Source organism: Streptomyces sp. CB01635, assembly GCF_002803065.1.
Lineage (GTDB): Bacteria > Actinomycetota > Actinomycetes > Streptomycetales > Streptomycetaceae > Streptomyces.
The window spans coordinates 91074-108949 of sequence record NZ_NNBL01000006.1; the positions used below are offsets into that span (position 1 = coordinate 91074).

Annotated in this window: 18 protein-coding genes and 1 riboswitch; of the genes, 9 read left to right on the plus strand and 9 right to left on the minus strand. The window is 70.0% G+C overall.

Annotated features, from left to right (window positions below):
- Positions 1–42: 42 nt before the first annotated feature.
- From CG723_RS19645 to CG723_RS19660, 4 genes are all read right to left on the minus strand, one after another.
- Positions 43–963, minus strand: coding sequence for a YihY/virulence factor BrkB family protein (locus tag CG723_RS19645; RefSeq protein WP_100594774.1), 921 nt, complete (start codon positions 961–963; stop codon positions 43–45).
- On the minus strand, positions 951–1415 hold the full coding sequence (locus tag CG723_RS19650; protein ID WP_100594775.1) for a GtrA family protein: 465 nt from the start codon (positions 1413–1415) through the stop codon (positions 951–953). The genes CG723_RS19645 and CG723_RS19650 overlap by 13 nt, the downstream gene beginning before the upstream one ends.
- A gap of 117 nt (positions 1416–1532) precedes the next feature.
- On the minus strand, positions 1533–2546 hold the full coding sequence (locus CG723_RS19655) for a decaprenyl-phosphate phosphoribosyltransferase (protein ID WP_100594954.1): 1014 nt from the start codon (positions 2544–2546) through the stop codon (positions 1533–1535).
- Positions 2547–2584: 38 nt separating this feature from the next.
- A complete protein-coding gene (locus tag CG723_RS19660) occupies positions 2585–3133 on the minus strand; it encodes a phosphatase PAP2 family protein (protein ID WP_199841822.1) in 549 nt (182 codons plus the stop codon).
- A 102-nt stretch (positions 3134–3235) separates the two neighbouring features.
- Between CG723_RS19660 and CG723_RS19665 the strand changes: the two genes are divergently transcribed.
- Positions 3236–4792 carry an FAD-binding oxidoreductase gene (locus tag CG723_RS19665; protein WP_234374405.1) on the plus strand — a complete coding sequence of 519 codons (1557 nt, stop codon included), beginning with the start codon at positions 3236–3238 and terminating at the stop codon, positions 4790–4792.
- Positions 4793–5004: 212 nt separating this feature from the next.
- Positions 5005–5760 carry a decaprenylphospho-beta-D-erythro-pentofuranosid-2-ulose 2-reductase gene (locus CG723_RS19670; RefSeq protein WP_100594776.1) on the plus strand — a complete coding sequence of 252 codons (756 nt, stop codon included), beginning with the start codon at positions 5005–5007 and terminating at the stop codon, positions 5758–5760.
- 36 nt (positions 5761–5796) lie between these two features.
- On the opposite strand, the gene CG723_RS19675 is transcribed toward CG723_RS19670, so the two are convergent.
- Both CG723_RS19675 and trpS read right to left on the minus strand, forming a co-directional pair.
- Entirely contained in the window at positions 5797–6378 is a 582-nt protein-coding gene (locus tag CG723_RS19675) for a 2'-5' RNA ligase family protein (RefSeq protein WP_100594777.1), read from the minus strand.
- A gap of 63 nt (positions 6379–6441) precedes the next feature.
- Positions 6442–7455, minus strand: a complete 1014-nt coding sequence (gene trpS, locus CG723_RS19680; RefSeq protein ID WP_100594778.1) for a tryptophan--tRNA ligase — start codon at positions 7453–7455, stop codon at positions 6442–6444.
- Between the two features lie 192 nt (positions 7456–7647).
- Between trpS and CG723_RS19685 the strand changes: the two genes are divergently transcribed.
- The 3 genes from CG723_RS19685 to CG723_RS19695 all read left to right on the plus strand — a co-directional run bounded on the left by CG723_RS19685 (position 7648) and on the right by CG723_RS19695 (position 10040).
- Entirely contained in the window at positions 7648–8295 is a 648-nt protein-coding gene (locus CG723_RS19685) for an RNA polymerase sigma factor (RefSeq protein ID WP_199841823.1), read from the plus strand.
- Positions 8288–9148: a hypothetical protein gene (locus CG723_RS19690; RefSeq protein ID WP_100594779.1), complete on the plus strand. Its 861-nt coding sequence runs from the start codon at positions 8288–8290 to the stop codon at positions 9146–9148. The genes CG723_RS19685 and CG723_RS19690 overlap by 8 nt, the downstream gene beginning before the upstream one ends.
- A gap of 136 nt (positions 9149–9284) precedes the next feature.
- Complete coding sequence (locus CG723_RS19695) at positions 9285–10040, plus strand: hypothetical protein (protein WP_100594780.1); 756 nt, start codon at positions 9285–9287, stop codon at positions 10038–10040.
- 102 nt (positions 10041–10142) lie between these two features.
- Here the strand turns inward: CG723_RS19695 and CG723_RS19700 are convergent, their stop codons facing one another.
- Positions 10143–11591, minus strand: coding sequence for a glycine hydroxymethyltransferase (locus CG723_RS19700; RefSeq protein ID WP_100594781.1), 1449 nt, complete (start codon positions 11589–11591; stop codon positions 10143–10145).
- A 61-nt stretch (positions 11592–11652) separates the two neighbouring features.
- A riboswitch (ZMP/ZTP riboswitch) is annotated at positions 11653–11739 on the minus strand.
- A gap of 45 nt (positions 11740–11784) precedes the next feature.
- On the opposite strand from CG723_RS19700, the gene rocD reads away from it, so the two are divergent.
- Entirely contained in the window at positions 11785–13083 is a 1299-nt protein-coding gene (gene rocD / locus CG723_RS19705) for an ornithine--oxo-acid transaminase (protein ID WP_442802576.1), read from the plus strand.
- Positions 13084–13212: 129 nt separating this feature from the next.
- Positions 13213–14058 carry a hypothetical protein gene (locus CG723_RS19710; RefSeq protein WP_100594958.1) on the plus strand — a complete coding sequence of 282 codons (846 nt, stop codon included), beginning with the start codon at positions 13213–13215 and terminating at the stop codon, positions 14056–14058.
- A 241-nt stretch (positions 14059–14299) separates the two neighbouring features.
- Here the strand turns inward: CG723_RS19710 and pdxR are convergent, their stop codons facing one another.
- The gene (pdxR, locus tag CG723_RS19715; RefSeq protein ID WP_100594783.1) at positions 14300–15724 is read right to left on the minus strand and encodes a MocR-like pyridoxine biosynthesis transcription factor PdxR; all 1425 of its coding nucleotides are present in this window, start codon (positions 15722–15724) and stop codon (positions 14300–14302) included.
- Between the two features lie 47 nt (positions 15725–15771).
- On the opposite strand from pdxR, the gene CG723_RS19720 reads away from it, so the two are divergent.
- Positions 15772–16314 carry a carboxymuconolactone decarboxylase family protein gene (locus CG723_RS19720; RefSeq protein WP_100594784.1) on the plus strand — a complete coding sequence of 181 codons (543 nt, stop codon included), beginning with the start codon at positions 15772–15774 and terminating at the stop codon, positions 16312–16314.
- A complete protein-coding gene (locus CG723_RS19725; protein WP_234374406.1) occupies positions 16311–16799 on the plus strand; it encodes a carboxymuconolactone decarboxylase family protein in 489 nt (162 codons plus the stop codon). Before CG723_RS19720 ends, CG723_RS19725 begins: the two co-directional genes overlap by 4 nt.
- A gap of 100 nt (positions 16800–16899) precedes the next feature.
- On the opposite strand, the gene CG723_RS19730 is transcribed toward CG723_RS19725, so the two are convergent.
- Positions 16900–17841 (minus strand): ABC transporter substrate-binding protein, encoded by a 942-nt coding sequence (locus CG723_RS19730; protein ID WP_100594786.1) that lies wholly within the window; start codon positions 17839–17841, stop codon positions 16900–16902.
- Between the last annotated feature and the right edge of the window lie 35 nt (positions 17842–17876).

Consider the following 17876-nt stretch of genomic DNA (forward strand, 5'->3'; position numbering starts at 1 on the left):
GCGCCACCTCTGTCCGGCTCAAGTGCACCGGCACCGTCTGTCTCAGGCGGCGCCGGCCCGCGCCACCCCCGGCGGTTCCGCCCCCGGCTCGGCCTCGTCCGGTACCTCCGAATCGGGCCGCGCCCACGTGGCCGTCCAGGCCGCGCAGAACAACAGCAGCTTCGCCGTGAAGTTGATCCACAGCATCAGGGCCACCGGCGTACCGAACGCCCCGTACATGCTCTTCGACGCCACCTCCTTCATATAGCTGCCGAGCAACAGCTTCAGCAGCTCGAACCCCGCCGCCCCGATCAGCGCCGCCGTCAACAGCTCCCGCCGATGCGGGTGAACACCCGGCAGCAGCGTCAGGACATAGAGCAGCAGCAGGAAGTCCGCGAGCACAGCGATCGCGAACGCCACCGCCCTGAGCAGCGCGCCGCCCCATCCGTCATGGGCGATGCCGAGCTGGTCCGCCGTCCACCCCACTGCGGTCGAGGCGAGCATCGACGCCGCCAGCGAGGCGAGCCCGGCCCCACCCAGCCCCACCAGAACTCCGGCGTCCGTGACCTTGCGCATGACCGGGTTCTCGTCCGGGTCCTCCAGCTCCCAGACGGCGCGCAGACACTCTCTTATCGAGCCGACCCACCCGATGCCGGTGAAGAGCAGCAACGCCCCCGCCACCAGACCCACCGTGCCCGCGTTCGCGACGAGCGAGCCCAGGTCCAACTGGTCGGAGATGCCGGGCACCTGCTCCGCGATCTTGTCCTGGAGCGTCTTCTGCCGCTCCGCGCTGAGCGTGCCGGCCGCAATCGCCGCGGCCACGGTCAGCAGCGGGAACAGCGCCAGAAAGCTGATGAACGTCATCGCCGCCGCGAGCCGCGTCCAGTGCACCTGGTCGAGCCGCTCGTAGGCGCACCACGCGTGCGTACGCATGAGCCGTACGACGATCGGCCCGACGCCGGGGAGTCTCTTCAGCCAGTCCATGATCCGAGCCTGCCCTCCCTGACCGTTCTCGCACGTCTCGCCGGAATCGCCGCCCGGAAGACAAGGGTCCGAGTGCCCCAGAACCGCAAAGCCGTGGCCAGCATCATGCCCACCCCCGCCCCGGACACCGTGTCCGCACGCTGCGACGTGAGCCCCAGCCCGTAGTGCGACACGGCGATACACAACAACTGCACCAGCGCCCCCGCAACATTGACCGCGAAGAACACCCCGTACTGCCGCACCCGTGACACCTCGACCACCGCCCGGCGATAGGTACCGAGCGCGTTCCCCACGTACGCGGCCGTGCAACCAGCAAGGAACGAAAGCGACTTGGCGGCGATCGGATCCCACCCCACCGGCCCTCTCAGCCACACGAAGATCCCCAGGTCGGCGACGTACGCGCAGCTCCCCACAACCGCGAACCCCACCAGCTCGCGCCCAAGACTCCTCACCCCTGACCACCCCCGAACCTCACCACGACCGTTCCTCCCCCACGCCCCCGTGTGCCGCGCCCTCCGGGACGGGCCTTCCCCCAGCACGCCCTCGCTCGACACGCCCTCACTCGACACTCACCAGTTGGCGACCGCGAGCCCGTACATCGCCACCCACACCAGGCCGATCACGGCCAGTGCTCTGTCCCGCAGAACGACGTCCTCCGGCTCACCCGCCGTGCCGCGGTCGGCGAAGACCGCGTAGCGCAGGACGGCGAGAATGAAGGCCACCATCGACAGCTGCCTCCACGGCAGCAGACTCGTTCTCGCCACCCCGCCTTCCTCCATGGCCCAGAGGCAGTAGGCGAGAACGGCCACCCCTGCGGCGAGCTGCCAGACGAACCGCAGATAGCCGGTCGTGTACTCCGACAGCAACGCCCGCGTCGCCCCCGCCTTCCCGGCCATCTGCACGGCCTCGGAGTACCGCTTGGCCGACACCATGAAGAGCGCCCCGAACCCCGTCGTGATCAGGAACCACCGCGACAGGGGAATCCCCAGCGCGAGCCCGCCGATCATGGCCCGCATCAGAAACCCGGTGGTCACCACGACAAGATCGACGACGAGAACGTGCTTGAGGCTGATGCAGTACGCCAGTTGCATCCCGACGTAGGCGGTCAGCAGCACCGCCGTCATCGGGGTGCACAGGGCCGCGGCCATCAGCGGCGCGAGAACCGCGAGCGTGCCCCCGACCACATAGGCCACCGCCACCGGAACGCGCCCCGCGGCCACGGGCCTGTTCCGCTTGACCGGGTGCGCCCTGTCCGCCTCGGCGTCCCGCGCATCATTGATCAAATACACGGCGGAGGAAGCCGCCGTGAACAGCAGGAAGACCATGCCCAGTTGTGCCGCCGCGTGCCACGAGAACAGCTCACCGGCCGACGCTGGCGCGGCCACAACGAGCACGTTCTTCACCCATTGCCGCGGCCTCGCCGTTTTCAACAAGCCGGCCGGCAAGCCGAGCGTCGTCGCCGCGCGCGGCCCCGGCACCGACTGCCCCCGCGGCCGGTCCAACAACGCCGTGGGCGCCCCGTGCCGGGCATGTTCGGACGCATGCGCCAACGACGTCCCGTCTTCCGCTCCCCCCGCGTCCATCGCGTCCCCCACCTCTTCCCTTCGCTCAGTCCGTTTCGTCATCGCCGGATACCCCCGGCCACCCAATGAGCCCCGAGCCGCGCGGCGACCGCCCCGAGCGCAGCCCCCGCGGCCACGTCCGACGGGTAGTGCACCCCGACGACCATGCGCGAGACGCACATCGCCGCCGCCAACGGCGGAACGAGCCGCGCCCCCAGGGGCCGCAACGCCCCGTACGCCACTGCCGCAGCGGCGGCCGAAGCCGCGTGCGAGCTGGGGAAGGAATGCCGCCCCGCCGTCCGCACAAGCGGTTCCACACCGATCTCCACGCCCGGCCTCGGCCTCCGGACGACCCGCTTGACCCCCATGCTGGCCAGGTGCGCCGCGGCGGTCAGCGCCGTACCGCGCAGCCACGCCCCTCGCCGCTCCCGGTCGACCACTGCCCCCAGCAGCCCCGCGCCGAGCCAGAGCGCCCCGTGCTCCCCGCTCCAGGACAGTGCGCGCGCGGCCATTGCCACGCGCCGGTCCGTACCGCAGTCGCGCAATGCCGACAGCAATCGGCGGTCCATGTCGTCCACGTGGCTCACTCTGCGGGTCAAAATCCCCATAACTCAGACAATTTGGGATGACATCCTCTCAATCACCCATTTCAGTGAGAGCTTGGTTCGTTTGGGGCGAAGGCCCTATCTATGGGCGATACCGTCGCATTCATGGCCGCCGATCCCGCTCCCCCCTCTGCCCGCACACCCACCACCGCCCCCGGCGTCACACCCCCCGGCCCAGCCGCCCCTGCCGCGCCGCCCACCCCTGCGCCCGCACCCGCACCCGTCTCGCCGGCCGTCCCGGCACCCAGCGCTCCCCCCACCGCTTCGCCTTACCCCGACGCCGCCCACGACGGTCCCTCCGGCGGCATCCTCGACACCGTCCCCGTGACCGGCTGGGGCCGCACCGCCCCCACCGCCGCCCGCATCGTGCGCCCCCGTTCCTACGCGGAAGCAGCAGCCGTGGTCCGTGCGTGCGGGACGTCGGGTCACCGGGGCAACATCGCCCGCGGCCTGGGCCGGGCCTATGGAGACGCGGCGCAGAACGCCGGCGGCAGCGTCCTGGACATGACCGGCCTGAACCGCATTCACGCGATCGACGCGTCCGGCGGGACCGTGCTGTGCGACGCGGGCGTCTCCCTGCACCGCCTGACGGAAGTCCTCCTCCCCCTGGGCTGGTTCGTGCCCGTGACCCCCGGCACCCGCTACGTCACGGTGGGCGGCGCGATCGGCACCGATATCCACGGCAAGAACCACCACGTCTCGGGCTCGTTCTCCCGCCACGTCCTCGCCCTGGAACTGCTCACGGCCGACGGTGAGGTGCGGATCGTCGAGCGCGGCAGCGAGCTCTTCGACGCCACGGCCGGCGGCATGGGACTGACCGGGATCATCCTCACCGTCACCCTCCAACTCCTCCCTGTCGAAACCTCGTTCATGTTGGTCGACACCGAACGTGTCGTTGACCTCGACGGCTTGATGGCCCGCCTCACCGAGACCGATCACCTCTACCGCTACTCAGTCGCCTGGATCGACCTCCTGGCCCGCGGTGCCTCGATGGGCCGCTCGGTACTCACACGCGGTGATCACGCCCCGCTGGATGCCGTTCCCGCACGGGCCCGCAGGGCGCCTCTGACGTTCCGCCCCGGACAGCTCCCAGCACCACCCGGATTCGTGCCCGAGGGACTCCTGGGCCGGAGGACCGTCGGCCTCTTCAACGAGCTCTGGTATCGCAAGGCCCCTAAGTCACGCGTCGGCGAGATCCAGAAGCTCTCCTCGTTCTTCCACCCCCTCGACGGCGTACCGCACTGGAATCGCATCTATGGACGCAGTGGATTCGTCCAGTACCAATTCGTCGTCGGATTCGGCCAGGAGGAAGCGCTTCGCCGCATCGTGCAGCGCATCTCCGAGCGCCGGTGCCCCTCCTTCCTGGCGGTTCTCAAGCGCTTCGGCGCCGGAGATCCCGGCTGGCTTTCCTTTCCGATGCCCGGCTGGACGCTGGCCCTCGACATTCCTGCGAACCTGCCTGGACTCGGCGCGTTCCTCGACGAACTCGACGAGGAAGTGGCCGCGGCGGACGGACGCGTCTACCTCGCCAAGGACGCGCGGCTAAGGCCCGAACTGCTCCCGACGATGTATCCCCGCCTCGACGAATTCCGTGCCCTGCGAGCCACGTTGGACCCGCGAGGCGTGTTCCGCTCGGATCTGTCCCGGCGCCTCGGACTCTGAATGGATCGAGAACGAGCGCCACGACCAGGGCCCTCGCACATCCCGGCAATCGCTCCCCCACATCGCGCGCACGTCGTACCCCTCTCACTCGGCACGGCCCCTCCGCACCGATTCACTTTTGGTACACCGCTCGGGCCGTCCGGGTTCCTATCCCGCCCCCACCGATTTCGGTCCCGCCTATTTCGGTCCCGCCTATTTGGAGTTCGGTTCTCATGAAGGACGCCTTCGGCACCCCCCAGTCCCTGCTCGTCCTCGGCGGCACCTCCGAGATCGCCCTCGCCACCGCCCGACGCCTCGTGGCACGGCGGACCCGAACGGTGTGGCTGGCCGGCCGCCCGTCCCCCGCCCTCGACCGTGCGGCCGCCGAACTCCGAGACATGGGCGCCGACGCCCGTACCGTCGCCTTCGACGCACTCGATTCCGAGGCCCACGAGGTGACGCTGGGCAAAGTGTTCGCCGAGGGCGACATCGACATGGTGCTGCTGGCTTTCGGGATCCTCGGCGACCAGGCCCGCGACGAGGACGAGCCGCTCTCCGCGGTGCGCGTCGCGCAGACCAACTACACCGGCGCGGTATCGGCGGGCCTCATCTGCGCCCGCGCCCTGCAGTCCCAGGGCCACGGCTCGCTGGTGGTGCTCTCGTCGGTCGCGGGCGAGCGGGCCCGCCGGTCCAACTTCATCTACGGGTCGAGCAAGGCCGGCCTGGACGCCTTCGCGCAGGGCCTCGGCGACGCGCTCCACGGCACCGGCGTGCATGTGATGGTCGTGCGCCCCGGCTTCGTACGGTCAAAGATGACAGCGGGCATGGCGGAGGCGCCGATGGCCACCACGCCGGAGGCGGTGGCACAGGCTATCGAGACGGGGCTCAGGCGTCGGTCGGAGACCGTGTGGGTGCCGGGGGCGCTGCGCATGGTGATGTCGGCGCTGAGGCATGTCCCGCGTCCGGTGTTCCGGCGCCTGCCGATGTAAGCCGCGTCGGACAGCGGCCGGCCGACTCGCGTCGCGTCAGCGAGCCGGCTGTCGGCCCCGCTTCGAGCGGTCGGGACCCTGCGCGGGCACGGCCGGGCCGCCGAAGGGGAACTCGCGCAGCTTGCGCCAGATACCGTCGGCGCCCTGCTCGTACAGCGCGAATCCGGTGCACTGCCAGGCCGCCTCATATCCGGCGAGGTCCTCGTACGCCCGGTCCATCGCTTCCTCTGCGATGCCGTGCGCCACCGTGACGTGCGGGTGATACGGAAACTGCAGCTCACGCGCGACCGGACCCGACGCGTCACGTACCTGCTTCTGCAGCCATGCGCAGGCCTCGGCACCCTCCGCCACCTGTACGAACACAACGGGAGACAGCGGACGGAAGGTTCCCGTCCCCGCGAGCCGCATCGCAAAGTTCCGCCCCGCGGCGGCGACCTCCTCGAGATGGGCCTCGATCGAAGGCAGCGACCCGTCCTCCACCTCGGTCGGCGGGAGCAGAGTGACGTGCGTGGGGATGCCGTGCGCCGCGGGGTCACCGAAGCCCGCGCGCAGCTCCTGGAGCTGGCTGCCGTGTGGCTCCGGGACCGCGATCGAAACGCCGATCGTTACGGTCCCCACGTCGTACTCCTGTCGTCGTGCGGTGGGCGGGTGGCGGTAAGGCCGTTCAGCCGGGGCTGGGGCTCAGTGCTTCGCGGGCAGCAGCCCGACCTTGTCGTATGCCTGGGCGAGGGTTTCGGCGGCGACAGCACGCGCCTTCTCCGCGCCCTTGGCCAGGATCGAGTCGAGCGTCTCCGGGTCGTCCAGGTACTCCTGGGTACGGGTCCGGAACGGTGTCACGAAGTCCACCATGACCTCTGCCAGGTCCGTCTTGAGCGCACCGTACATCTTGCCCTCGTAGTTCTGCTCCAGTTCCGGGATACCTGTGCCGGTGAGGGTGGAGTAGATGGCGAGGAGGTTGCTGACACCCGGCTTGTTCTCCGGGTCGAACCGGATCACGGTGTCGGTGTCGGTGACCGCGCTCTTGACCTTCTTGGCGGTGATCTTCGGCTCGTCGAGAAGGTTGACGAGCCCCTTCGGCGTCGACGCCGACTTGCTCATCTTGATCGACGGGTCCTGGAGGTCGTAGATCTTCGCCGTCTCCTTGAGGATGTACGGCGCCGGGACCGTGAAGGTCTCGCCGAAGCGGCCGTTGAAGCGCTCGGCGAGGTCGCGCGTCAGCTCGATGTGCTGACGCTGGTCCTCGCCTACGGGCACCTGGTCGGCCTGGTACAGCAGGATGTCCGCGACCTGGAGGATCGGGTAGGTGAAGAGGCCGACGGTCGCGCGGTCGGTGCCCTGCTTGGCGGACTTGTCCTTGAACTGCGTCATGCGGGAGGCCTCGCCGAAGCCCGTCAGACAGTTCATGACCCAGCCGAGCTGCGCGTGCTCGGGGACGTGGCTCTGCACGAACAGCGTGCAGCGGTCCGGGTCCAGGCCGGCGGCGAGGAGCTGCGCCGCGGCGAGCCGGGTGTTGGCCCGGAGCTCCTTCGGGTCCTGCGGCACGGTGATCGCGTGCAGGTCCACAACCATGTAGAACGCGTCGTGAGACTCCTGCAGCGCCACCCACTGGCGGACCGCGCCGAGGTAGTTGCCGAGGTGGAACGAGCCTGCGGTGGGCTGGATTCCGGAGAGCACGCGGGGACGATCAGAGGCCATGCTCCTCATTGTCTCAGGTGTCTCTCATTGGTTGGAAACAGGTGGGCGGCGGGTGTACGACAAGTGCCGATCCGTGTACGGAGAGCCGTCGCCCACCCCGCCCGGCGTGTCGCCGGGATCTGGCTCCGAGATCTCCCTTCGGACCTGCCTGCGCAGCGAGTTCGGAAAAACCTGTGCGACGGGTGGGAACCGATGCGCGGGGTGCGGTGTATCAACGATGTGAGGACACAGGGGGAGGTCCTGGAGGGGGGCCGCGTCGTCGACGACGAGCGTGCGGTGATCGCTCGCGTGCGCGCCGGAGATGTGGAGGCGTACGCGGTGTTGGTGCGCGCCTTCACCGGGCTGGCGCTGCGGGCGGCCCGGGCCCTCGGGGCGGGCGCGGACGCGGAGGACGTGGTGCAGCAGGCCTTTTTCAAGGCCTACCGCGCCCTGGGACAGTTTCGGGACGACTCGTCGTTCAAGCCGTGGCTGCTCGCGATCGTCGCCAATGAGACGAGGAACACAGTGCGCTCGGCGGTGCGACAGCGTTCGGTCGTGGGGCGGGAAGCGACGTTGATAGAGGCCGAGCCGCTGATACCCGAGACCACGGATCCGGCGGTCGCGGCCGTCCACGACGAGCGGCGGACGGCATTGCTCGCCGCACTCGAGGAGCTGAGCGAGGAGCATCGGCTGGTCGTGACGTACCGGTATCTGCTGGAGATGGACGAGGCGGAGACGGCCGAGGCGCTCGGCTGGCCGCGCGGCACAGTGAAGTCGAGGCTCAATCGCGCGCTGCGGAAGCTGAAGCGGATTCTTCCGGCCGAGCTGGACCCGCGGGAGGGAGGTGATGAGCATGAGTGAGCCGCGCCACGAGGACGACGGGAGCCACGGCCCCGGCAAGGAGCACGGGCCCCGCGCGGGCCGTGGGCTGCCGGATGAGCTACGGGCGCTGGGCAGGTCCCTGGACGGTCTGGGCCCCGGCGGCGAGTCGATGGCCGAGCGGGTACTGGCGCAGATACTCGCCGAGTCGGTTCCGGCGCCGGTGGCCGAGCCGGAGGCGGCCCCTGCCCGGGTGCGGCGGGCACGCCGCTGGATACGGAAGCGGTGGCGGATGCTCACTGCGGGGATGTGCGGGGTGCTGACCGTGCTCGTGCTCACGCCTCCGGTGCGGGCCGCGGTCGCCGACTGGTTCGGCTTCGGCGGGGTGGAGGTCCGGTACGACCCCTCGGCCCTGCCGTCGGGTGCTCATGTCCCCGGGTGCGGTACGTCGCTCTCGCTGGGTGAGGCCCGACGAGAAGCCGGATTCGAACCCCTGGTGCCGGACGAGCTGGGGATGCCGGACGTCGTCACGGTGACGCGGGAACCGAAGTCGCGTTTCTTGATCACGCTGTGCTGGCGCGAGGACGGGCACACGATCCGACTCGACGAGTACCCGGCCCAGCTCGACATCGGGTACACGAAATCGGTGCGTATGCAGCCGCGCTGGGTCGGCCTCGGCCCGGATACGGGGCTGTGGTTCGCCCAGCCCCATCTGCTCAGTTTCTGGATGCTCGACGGCAACGGCGACCGGTGGACCCGCTCGGAACGCACCGCGGGCCCGACGCTCCTGTGGACCCGTCGGCAGCAGGTGACACTCCGCCTGGAGGGAATCGACTCCCAGCAGCGGGCGATGGAGATCGCACGGTCGGTACGGAAGCCGGACGCTGTCCGCTGATATCCGCGGGCTGGGCCGACGGCTCCCGCACACCCGAGAACTCACGCGCCAAAGTTGGGAACCCGGTCGGGTCGAGCGGTGTACCAGAAGTGAATCGGCACGGGCGAGCCGTGCCGGGACCAGCTGGGGGGAACGGATGCGAACAGTACGAAGGCTGGCAGCGCTCGCGGTGGCACTGACGGCGGCACTCGCCGCGATGCTGCTGAGCGCGTCAGGGGCGTCGGCCGGCGGACCGACGAGCGTTCTGGTGGTGTCGCCCGAGAGCGGCCAGAGCGCGTCGCTCTACTTCAGTGACAAGAAGTACGGGCCGCTGGAAAGCCTCCTTGGAGAGCCGGGCCAGGGCCGACGGGAGGAGCCGCCCGGCTTGGGCATAGGCGCGGGGCGTCAGCTCAATGTCACCTGGCTGGCGCACGACGTGCTGCCGTGGCGGGTCGACCGGGTCTATCCGGACTCGCCGGGCACGAAGGACGTCTGGATACACACAGCAACGCACGTGCCGGACTCCTACAACGGGTACTGGCACAAGGCGCAGAAGCCGGCAGAGCTGCGCGCGCTGCTGAAGGACCTCGGAGTCATGGGCGAGCGGTCCCAAAAGGGCGGGAGCCCGATCTTCCCGGCACCCTGGCAGTCGCCCGACCGGTCCAAGGAAGCGCTCGGTGGAGCTCCGGCTCCGGCAGCCGACAGCCGCGATGCCGGGCAGTCCGTAGGCGCGCGGGCCTCCGCAGCCCGGGCGGGCGAGGGGACGGACTGGTGGTGGGCGATACCGGGGCTGGCGGCGGGTGCCGCGCTGGCTCTGCTGCTGCGGCCGCTGGCCGGCAGGCTGCCGCGTCGTCGCGGGACGGGCGAGACCCCGCCGGACACCGGACCACGGCAGCAGCTGATCGACTCCTGAGAGTCGCCATTCAGCTCTCACGGCTGCGAGTACGCACTGACCGGCCCGTCGGTGCGGCTGGTGACGGGCCGGTCAGGAGATCACGGAGCTAGGGGCGAGCGATCAGGTGAGGTCGACTTCCGGGTAGAGCGGGAAGCCGCTCAGCAGGTCGGACGCTCGCGCGGAGACCTCGTCGGAGACCTTCTCGGCCAGGATGTGCTGGGCCTTGGAGGGCGCGCCCTTGCTGGTGGTGCCCGGTTCGGCGGCGGTGAGCACGCGGTCGATGAGGCCGGCGACCTCGTCCATCTCCGCGGTGCCCAGGCCCCGGGTGGTCAGAGCGGGGGTGCCGATGCGGATGCCGGAGGTGTACCAGGCCCCGTTGGGGTCGGAGGGGATGGAGTTGCGGTTGGTGACGATGCCGGAGTCGAGGAGCGCGTTCTCGGCCTGGCGGCCGGTGACCCCGTAGGAGGTGGCGACATCGATCAGGTTGAGGTGGTTGTCCGTGCCGCCCGTGACGAGGGTGGCGCCGCGGCGGGTCAGTCCCTCTGCGAGGGCGCGGGCGTTGTCGACGACGGACTGGGCGTAGTCGCGGAATTCGGGTCGGCGGGCCTCGGCAAGAGCCACGGCCTTGGCGGCCATGACGTGGGGCAGCGGACCTCCGAGGACCATCGGGCAGCCGCGGTCGACCTGGGCGGCGAGCGAGTCGTCACAGAGCACCATGCCGCCGCGCGGGCCGCGCAGCGACTTGTGCGTCGTGGTGGTGACGATCTGGGCATGCGGCACCGGGTCGAAGTCGCCGGTGAGGACCTTGCCGGCGACGAGGCCCGCGAAGTGCGCCATGTCGACCATGAGGGTCGCCCCGACCTCGTCGGCGATCTCGCGCATGATGCGGAAGTTCACGAGGCGGGGGTACGCGGAGTAGCCGGCGACGATGATCAACGGCTTGAAGTCGCGGGCGGTGGCGCGCAGGGCTTCGTAGTCGACGAGGCCGGTCTGCGGGTCGGTGCCATAGCTGCGCTGGTCGAACATCTTGCCGGAGATGTTGGGGCGGAAGCCGTGGGTGAGGTGGCCGCCGGCGTCCAGGGACATGCCGAGCATGCGCTGGTTGCCGAAGGCCTGACGGAGCTCGGCCCAGTCGGCATCGGAGAGGTCGTTCACGTTGCGGACGCCGGCCAGCTCCAGGGCGGGGGCCTCGACGCGCTGGGCGAGGACGGCCCAGAAGGCGACGAGGTTGGCGTCGATACCGGAGTGCGGCTGGACATAGGCATGGCGGGCGCCGAAGAGCTCGCGGGCGTGTTCGGCGGCGAGAGCCTCGACGGTGTCGACGTTGCGGCAGCCGGCATAGAAGCGGCGGGCGATGGTGCCCTCGGCGTACTTGTCGCTGAACCAGTTGCCCATCGCGAGGAGGGTGGCCGGGGAGGCGTAGTTCTCGCTGGCGATCAGCTTGAGCATCTCGCGCTGGTCGGCGAGCTCCTGGCCGATGGCGTCGGCCACGCGGGGCTCGACGGCGCGAATCACGTCGAGAGCGCTGCGGAACGCTACGGATTCGGTGGAGAGGGTGGGCTCTGACATGACGGACCTCCGGACGGATGGGACCTCCACTGCCCGAGCGAAGTCGAGAGCGGGAGGTTCACGGGTCGGCCCAGGCGCACGGCACACAGTTCACAGGCCGCTCCCCGATGGTCGGTCCCATCCCAGCGCGCCAGTCACGGCCCTGCGGGCCACCCTACCGGGCGCGCCGGGAGGCGAGGTGTCCCGGTCCACGATGCGAGCGACGATAGGAAGGGGCCACAGGCCCACGTCTTCGCGTCATAAGAGCCGTAAGAACGGAGACCCCGTGACTGCTGTGACTCCTCCGAATGCCGTAACGGAAACCTTCATCACCGCCTCCGAAGCGCACAGTGCGCACAACTACCATCCGCTACCCGTCGTGGTCGCCACGGCGGAGGGGGCGTGGATGACGGATGTCGAGGGGCGCCGGTACCTCGACCTGCTCGCCGGCTACTCGGCTCTCAACTTCGGCCACGGGAACCGGCGGCTCATCGAGGCCGCGAAGGCGCAGATGGATCGGGTGACGCTGACGTCCCGCGCCTTCTACCACGACCGGTTCGCCGAGTTCTGCGCCCAGCTCGCGGAGCTGTGCGGCATGGACATGGTGCTGCCGATGAACACAGGGGCGGAGGCAGTGGAGACCGCCGTGAAGACGGCGAGAAAGTGGGGGTACCAGGTCAAGGGGGTGCTCGACGGCAGGGCGAAGATCGTCGTTGCGGGCAACAACTTCCACGGGCGCACCACGACCATCGTCAGCTTCTCCACGGACCAGGAGGCGCGCGCGGACTTCGGTCCCTACACGCCAGGGTTCGAGATCGTGCCTTACGGCGATCTGACGGCTCTGCGCGGCGCTGTCACCGAGAACACCGTCGCTGTGCTGCTCGAACCGATCCAGGGCGAGGCCGGTGTCCTCGTACCACCGGCCGGATACCTGCCAGCGGTAAGGGAGTTGACTCGTGAGCGGAACGTGCTGTTCATCGCCGACGAGATCCAGTCGGGGCTCGGGCGGACCGGGCGGACGTTCGCCTGTGAGCACGAGGGCGTGGTGCCCGACATGTACGTGCTGGGCAAGGCGCTCGGCGGTGGGGTCGTGCCGGTGTCGGCGGTGGTGTCGAGCAGCGAGGTACTGGGGGTGTTCAAGCCGGGTGAGCACGGGTCGACGTTCGGCGGGAATCCGCTGGCCTGTGCGGTGGCGCTCGAGGTCATCGCGATGCTGCGCACCGGGGAGTTCCAGCAGCGGGCGACTGAGCTGGGCGAGCATCTGCACGCGGAGCTCGGACTGCTGGCGGGCACGGGCAAGGTGACGCAGGTGCGGGGACGCGGGCTGTGGGCGGGGGTCGACATCGATCCGTCGTACGGGACGGGGAGGGAGATCTCGGAGAAGTTGATGGACAAGGGCGTCCTGGTCAAAGACACCCATGGGAGCACGATCCGGATCGCTCCCCCTCTGGTGATCAGTAAGGAAGACCTGGACTGGGGGCTCGACCAGCTTCGGGCGGTCCTGGCGGTCTGACGGTGGTGCGCCTCCGACAGGGGCGGCCGACTCGTGGTCCGGCCGTTCACGGGGACGCCCCCGGAGGGTGGGCCGCCCGCGGGCCGGCTGGTGCGAGGCACCCTCTACAGTCGCTTTGTGCTTCTTGGAATGGTTTGCGCGCTCGGGGCTGCGGTCTGTTTCGGTACGGCTTCCGTGTTGCAGGCGATGGCGGCGCGGGCCTCGGAGCCGGGGTCGGGGTCCGGCGTCGACGCCGCATTGTTGCTGCGGGCGCTGCGGCAGTGGCGTTATGTCGCCGGGCTGGGACTCGACCTCCTCGGGTTCGTGTTGCAGGTCGTGGCTCTGCGGTCCATTCCGATCTATGCCGTCGGCGCGGCGCTCGCCGCGAGTCTGGCGGTGACGGCGGTGGTTGCCTCGCGGCTGCTGGACGTGCGGTTGAGTGCTGTCGAGTGGGGCGCCGTCGGAGTAGTGGTGGCGGGGCTTGCGATGTTGGGGCTGGCGTCGGGGACGGAGGGGGACAAGGCCGGTTCGGACGCGTTGCGGTACGCGATGCTGGGGACAGCACTGGGCGTGTTGTTGATCGGGGCGGTGGCCGGGCGGCTTCCGGGGCGGGGGCGGGCGCTCGCGCTGGGGCTCGGTTCGGGGTTCGGGTTCGGGGTGGTGGAGGTGTCGGTGCGGCTCATCGACGACGTGTCGCCCGGCGCGTTGCTGAGCAATCCGGCGACATACGCGTTGCTGCTCGGTGGGGGCTCGGCGTTTCTGCTGCTGACCTCGGCGCTGCAGAAGGGGTCGGTGACCACGGCCACCGCGGGGATGGTCGTGGGCGAGACAGTGGGACCAGCGCTGGTCGGGGTGATCTGGCTCGGGGATCGCACGCGCGAGGGGTTGGCCTGGCTGGCGGTTCTCGGGTTCGTGGTGGCCGTGGCGGGGGCGTTGGCTCTGGCGCGCTTCGGGGAGGCGCCGGTGGGGGACCCGTCCGCACCGGCCCGGGTCTGACCCGAAACCGCCCGACCCGAACCCGTTCCGGCCCGCCCCGACCCGAACCCGTTCTGACCCGACCCCACCCGAACCCGTTCCGGCCCGCCCCGACCCGAACCCGCTCTGACCCGACCCCACCCGACCCGGAGCTGACCCCGAACCGACCCGACCGTGAGCTGACCGTCCCCGACCGCCCATGGCCGCCCGGCCCGACCGCGGGCCGCGCAAGCCGCGACGTCGACCGCCCGATGCCCGCCCCCTAAGGCAGCACCCGGCACAACGCCTCAAGTGCGCTGGTCCAGGCGTGGTCCGGTGGGGTTCCGTAGCCGACTACCAGGGCGTCCAGGGGTGGTTCGGCGGGGGCCGCTTCGTGGCGGAAGCTGGAGAGGCCGGCGACTCCGAGGCGCTGCCAGGCGGCGGCGCGGACCACGGACTGTTCGGTGCCGGGCGGGAGTCGGAGGACGGCGTGCAGGCCGGCGGCGATTCCGGTGGCGCGGACGTCGGGGGCGCGTTCGGCGAGGGCGGTGACGAGCTGATCGCGGCGGCGGCGGTAACGCAGGCGGGCGCCGCGGACGTGGCGGTCGTAGGCGCCTGAGTCGATGAACTCCGCGAGGGTCAGCTGGTCGAGGACGCCGCATGACCAGTCGGCGACGCCCTTCGCCTCGATCACCTCCCCGATGACGGAGGGCGGCAGCACCAGCCAGCCGAGGCGGAGGCCGGGTGCGAGGGATTTGCTGGCCGTGCCGAAGTAGACGACGCGGTCGGGGTCGAGGCCCTGGAGGGCGCCGACGGGCTGGCGGTCGTAGCGGAACTCGCCGTCGTAGTCGTCCTCCAGGATCAGTCCGCCGGTGCGGCGGGCCCAGTCGACGACGGCTGTCCGGCGGTCGGGGTGCAGGGCCCCGCCCACCGGGAACTGATGGGCGGGGGTCAGGAGGGCGGCGTCCACGTCCGGTTCGCCGGTCGCCAACTCATCGGTGCAGGTGCCGAGTTGATCGAGGGGAAGGGGGTGGGTGCGCAGGCCTGACCGCGTCAGGACGTCCCAGTGGATGTCGAGCCCGTATGTCTCCACGGCAACATCGCGCACGCCCCTGTTGCGCAGCACCTCGCCGAGCAGCATCAGACCGTGGACGAAGCCGGAGCAGATCACGATGCGGTCCGGGTCGGCGTGGACGCCGCGGGCGCGGGCGAGGTAGCCGGCGAGGGCGGTGCGCAGTTCGATGCGGCCGCGGGCATCGCCGTAACCGAGGGCATCGTTCGGGGCGGCGTTGAGGGAGCGGCGCGATGCCTTGAGCCATTCGGCGCGCGGGAACGAGGAGAGGTCGGGGGTGCCGGGGTGCAGGTCGTGGCGGAGTCCGGCAGGAGCGCGTCGGCCGCGGGTCGGGGCCGGCCGGGGCGCCTCCACCGGCCTCTCCGCGACGCGCGTCCCCGAGCCCTGGCGCGCGGTGAGCCAGCCCTCGGCGACGAGGTCGGCGTAGGCGTCGGCGACCGTGTTGCGGGCGATGCCCAGATCGGCTGCGAGCGTGCGGGACGATGGGAGGCGGACACCGGGGGCGAGGCGGCCGCCGCGTACGGCGTCACGGAGCGCGTCGGTCAGGCCTTTGCGCAGGCCGGCGCCGGTCGGCTCGACGTGCAGATCGATACCGAGCGCTTGACCGGAGGGCGAAGTGGCCCAGGTTTCCACCATGGAAATGGACCATACCCGTGGGCTACTCCGCTCGTAGGGTCAATGTCATGACGACGAACGAGAACACCACCGACAGCACCCGCCCGACCACCGACGCCGGCCGGACCACCAAGGAGTACGTCCACGAGCACGCGCCCCGGCTGGCCTGGGCCAAGCACGCTCCGGAGGTCTACAAGGCCATGATCCGGCTCGACGCGGAGGCCCGTAAGGGCGTCGACCCGGTGACGCTGGAGCTGGTCAAGATCCGCGCTTCGCAGATCAACCACTGCGCGTTCTGCCTCGACATGCACTCCAAGGACGCGCTCGCCGCGGGCGAGAGCGTCGAGCGGATCATCCAGCTGGCCGCGTGGGAGGAGTCGCAGCACTTCTACACGCCCAGGGAGATCGCGGCGATCGAGCTGACCGAGGCGATCACCGTGCTCACCGACGGGTTCGTGCCGGACGAGACGTACGAGAAGGCGGCGAAGCTGTACGACGAGAAGGAGCTGACGCAGCTGATCGCCGCGATCACGGTGATCAACGCATGGAACCGGTTCGGTGTGTCGACGCGGATGGTGCCCGGGCACTACACCGCGGGCGACTTCAAGTGACAGCCCGTACGACGCACTTGGACATGGGTGTGCGCGACGCGATGATCGCGCTCGGCGCCGCCGCGAAGAAGGGGCTCGGCGACCCGGTTCTCGCCGAGCTGGTGATGATTCGGGCCTCGCAGATCAACGAGTGCGCGTTCTGCCTGGACATGCACGTGGACCTCGCCGTCGAGAAGAACGGCGAGAGTGCGGTGGGGGTATCCCCTGCTCGAGCGAAGTCGGCAGCTTGGGGAAGGATCGCGCTGCTCAATGCCTGGGCGGAGGCCCCCGAGCACTTCACCGAGCGCGAGCAGGCGGCGCTCGCGCTGACCGAGGCCGTCACCGTCCTCACCGACGGGTTCGTGCCGGACGCGACGTACGAGGCGGCGGCCAAGCACTTCGGCGAGGACGAGCTCGCCCATCTCCTCGGCGTGATCACCGTCATCAACAGCTGGAACCGGCTCATGGTGAGCCGCCGGATCGTGCCCGGCGGACCGCAGTGGTGACGTGCCCCCACGCCTCCACCCGCATAAGCCCGCACACAGACGTACCGGGTGCCCCCGTCAGGAAAGGCACCCGGCACGCGCGCGGGAAGGAGCCCTACGGCTACTTCGGCAGCCAGGACCGCCAAGTCGACTCGTGCTCGTCGATCCACTTCTTCGCCGCCTCGTCCGGCGACAGCTTCTGATCGGCGATGAGCAGAGAGACCTCGTTCTGGTCCTCGGTCGTCCACTTGAAGTTCTTCAGGAAGGCCGCCGCCTTGCCGCCGGTCTTCGAGAAGTCCGCGTTGAGGTACTTCTGCAGCGGCGTCTTCGGATAGGCGCAGGCCACCTTCTTCGGGTCGGCGTCACAGCCCTCCTTGTACGCGGGCAGCTTCACCTCCGTCATCGGCACCTTCTTGAACAGCCACTGCGGCTGGTACCAGTACGTCAGGAACGGCTTCTTGGCCTTGGCGAACTGCTTGATCTGGGTGATCTGAGCCGCCTCGGAACCGGAGAACACGACCTGGTACTTCAGCTTCAGGTTGTTGACCAGCGCCTTGTCGTTGGTGACGTACGACGGGGAGCCGTCGAGGAGCTGGCCCTTGCCGCCGCTCTCGGCGGTGCGCAGCTGGGACGCGTACTTGTTGAGGTTCTTCCAGTCGGTGACGTCCGGGTGCTGCTTGGCGAAGTACGTGGGGACGAACCAGCCGATGTGTCCGGTGACGCCGAGGTCGCCGCCGTTCACGATCGTCTTCTTGTCCTTGACGTACCGCTGCTCCTGGTCGGGGTGGCCCCAGTCCTCCATGATCGCGTCGACGCGGCCCTGGCTGAGCGCGTCCCACGCGGGGACCTCGTCGACCTGGACGGTGTCGACGCGGTAGCCGAGCTCGTGCTCTAGCAGATACTGGGCCACCGCGATATTGGCCTGCGCGCCGACCCAGGACTGGACCGACAGGGTCACCGTCTTGGCGCCCTGGGCGTTGGCGTACGGGGAGGACTGCTTGGTCATGTCGGCGGCGCCGCAACCGGTCGCCACCAGGAGGGTGCCCGCGGCCGCGAGCCCCATGGTCATCCTGCGTGCCCGCACCGGGCGGAAAGATC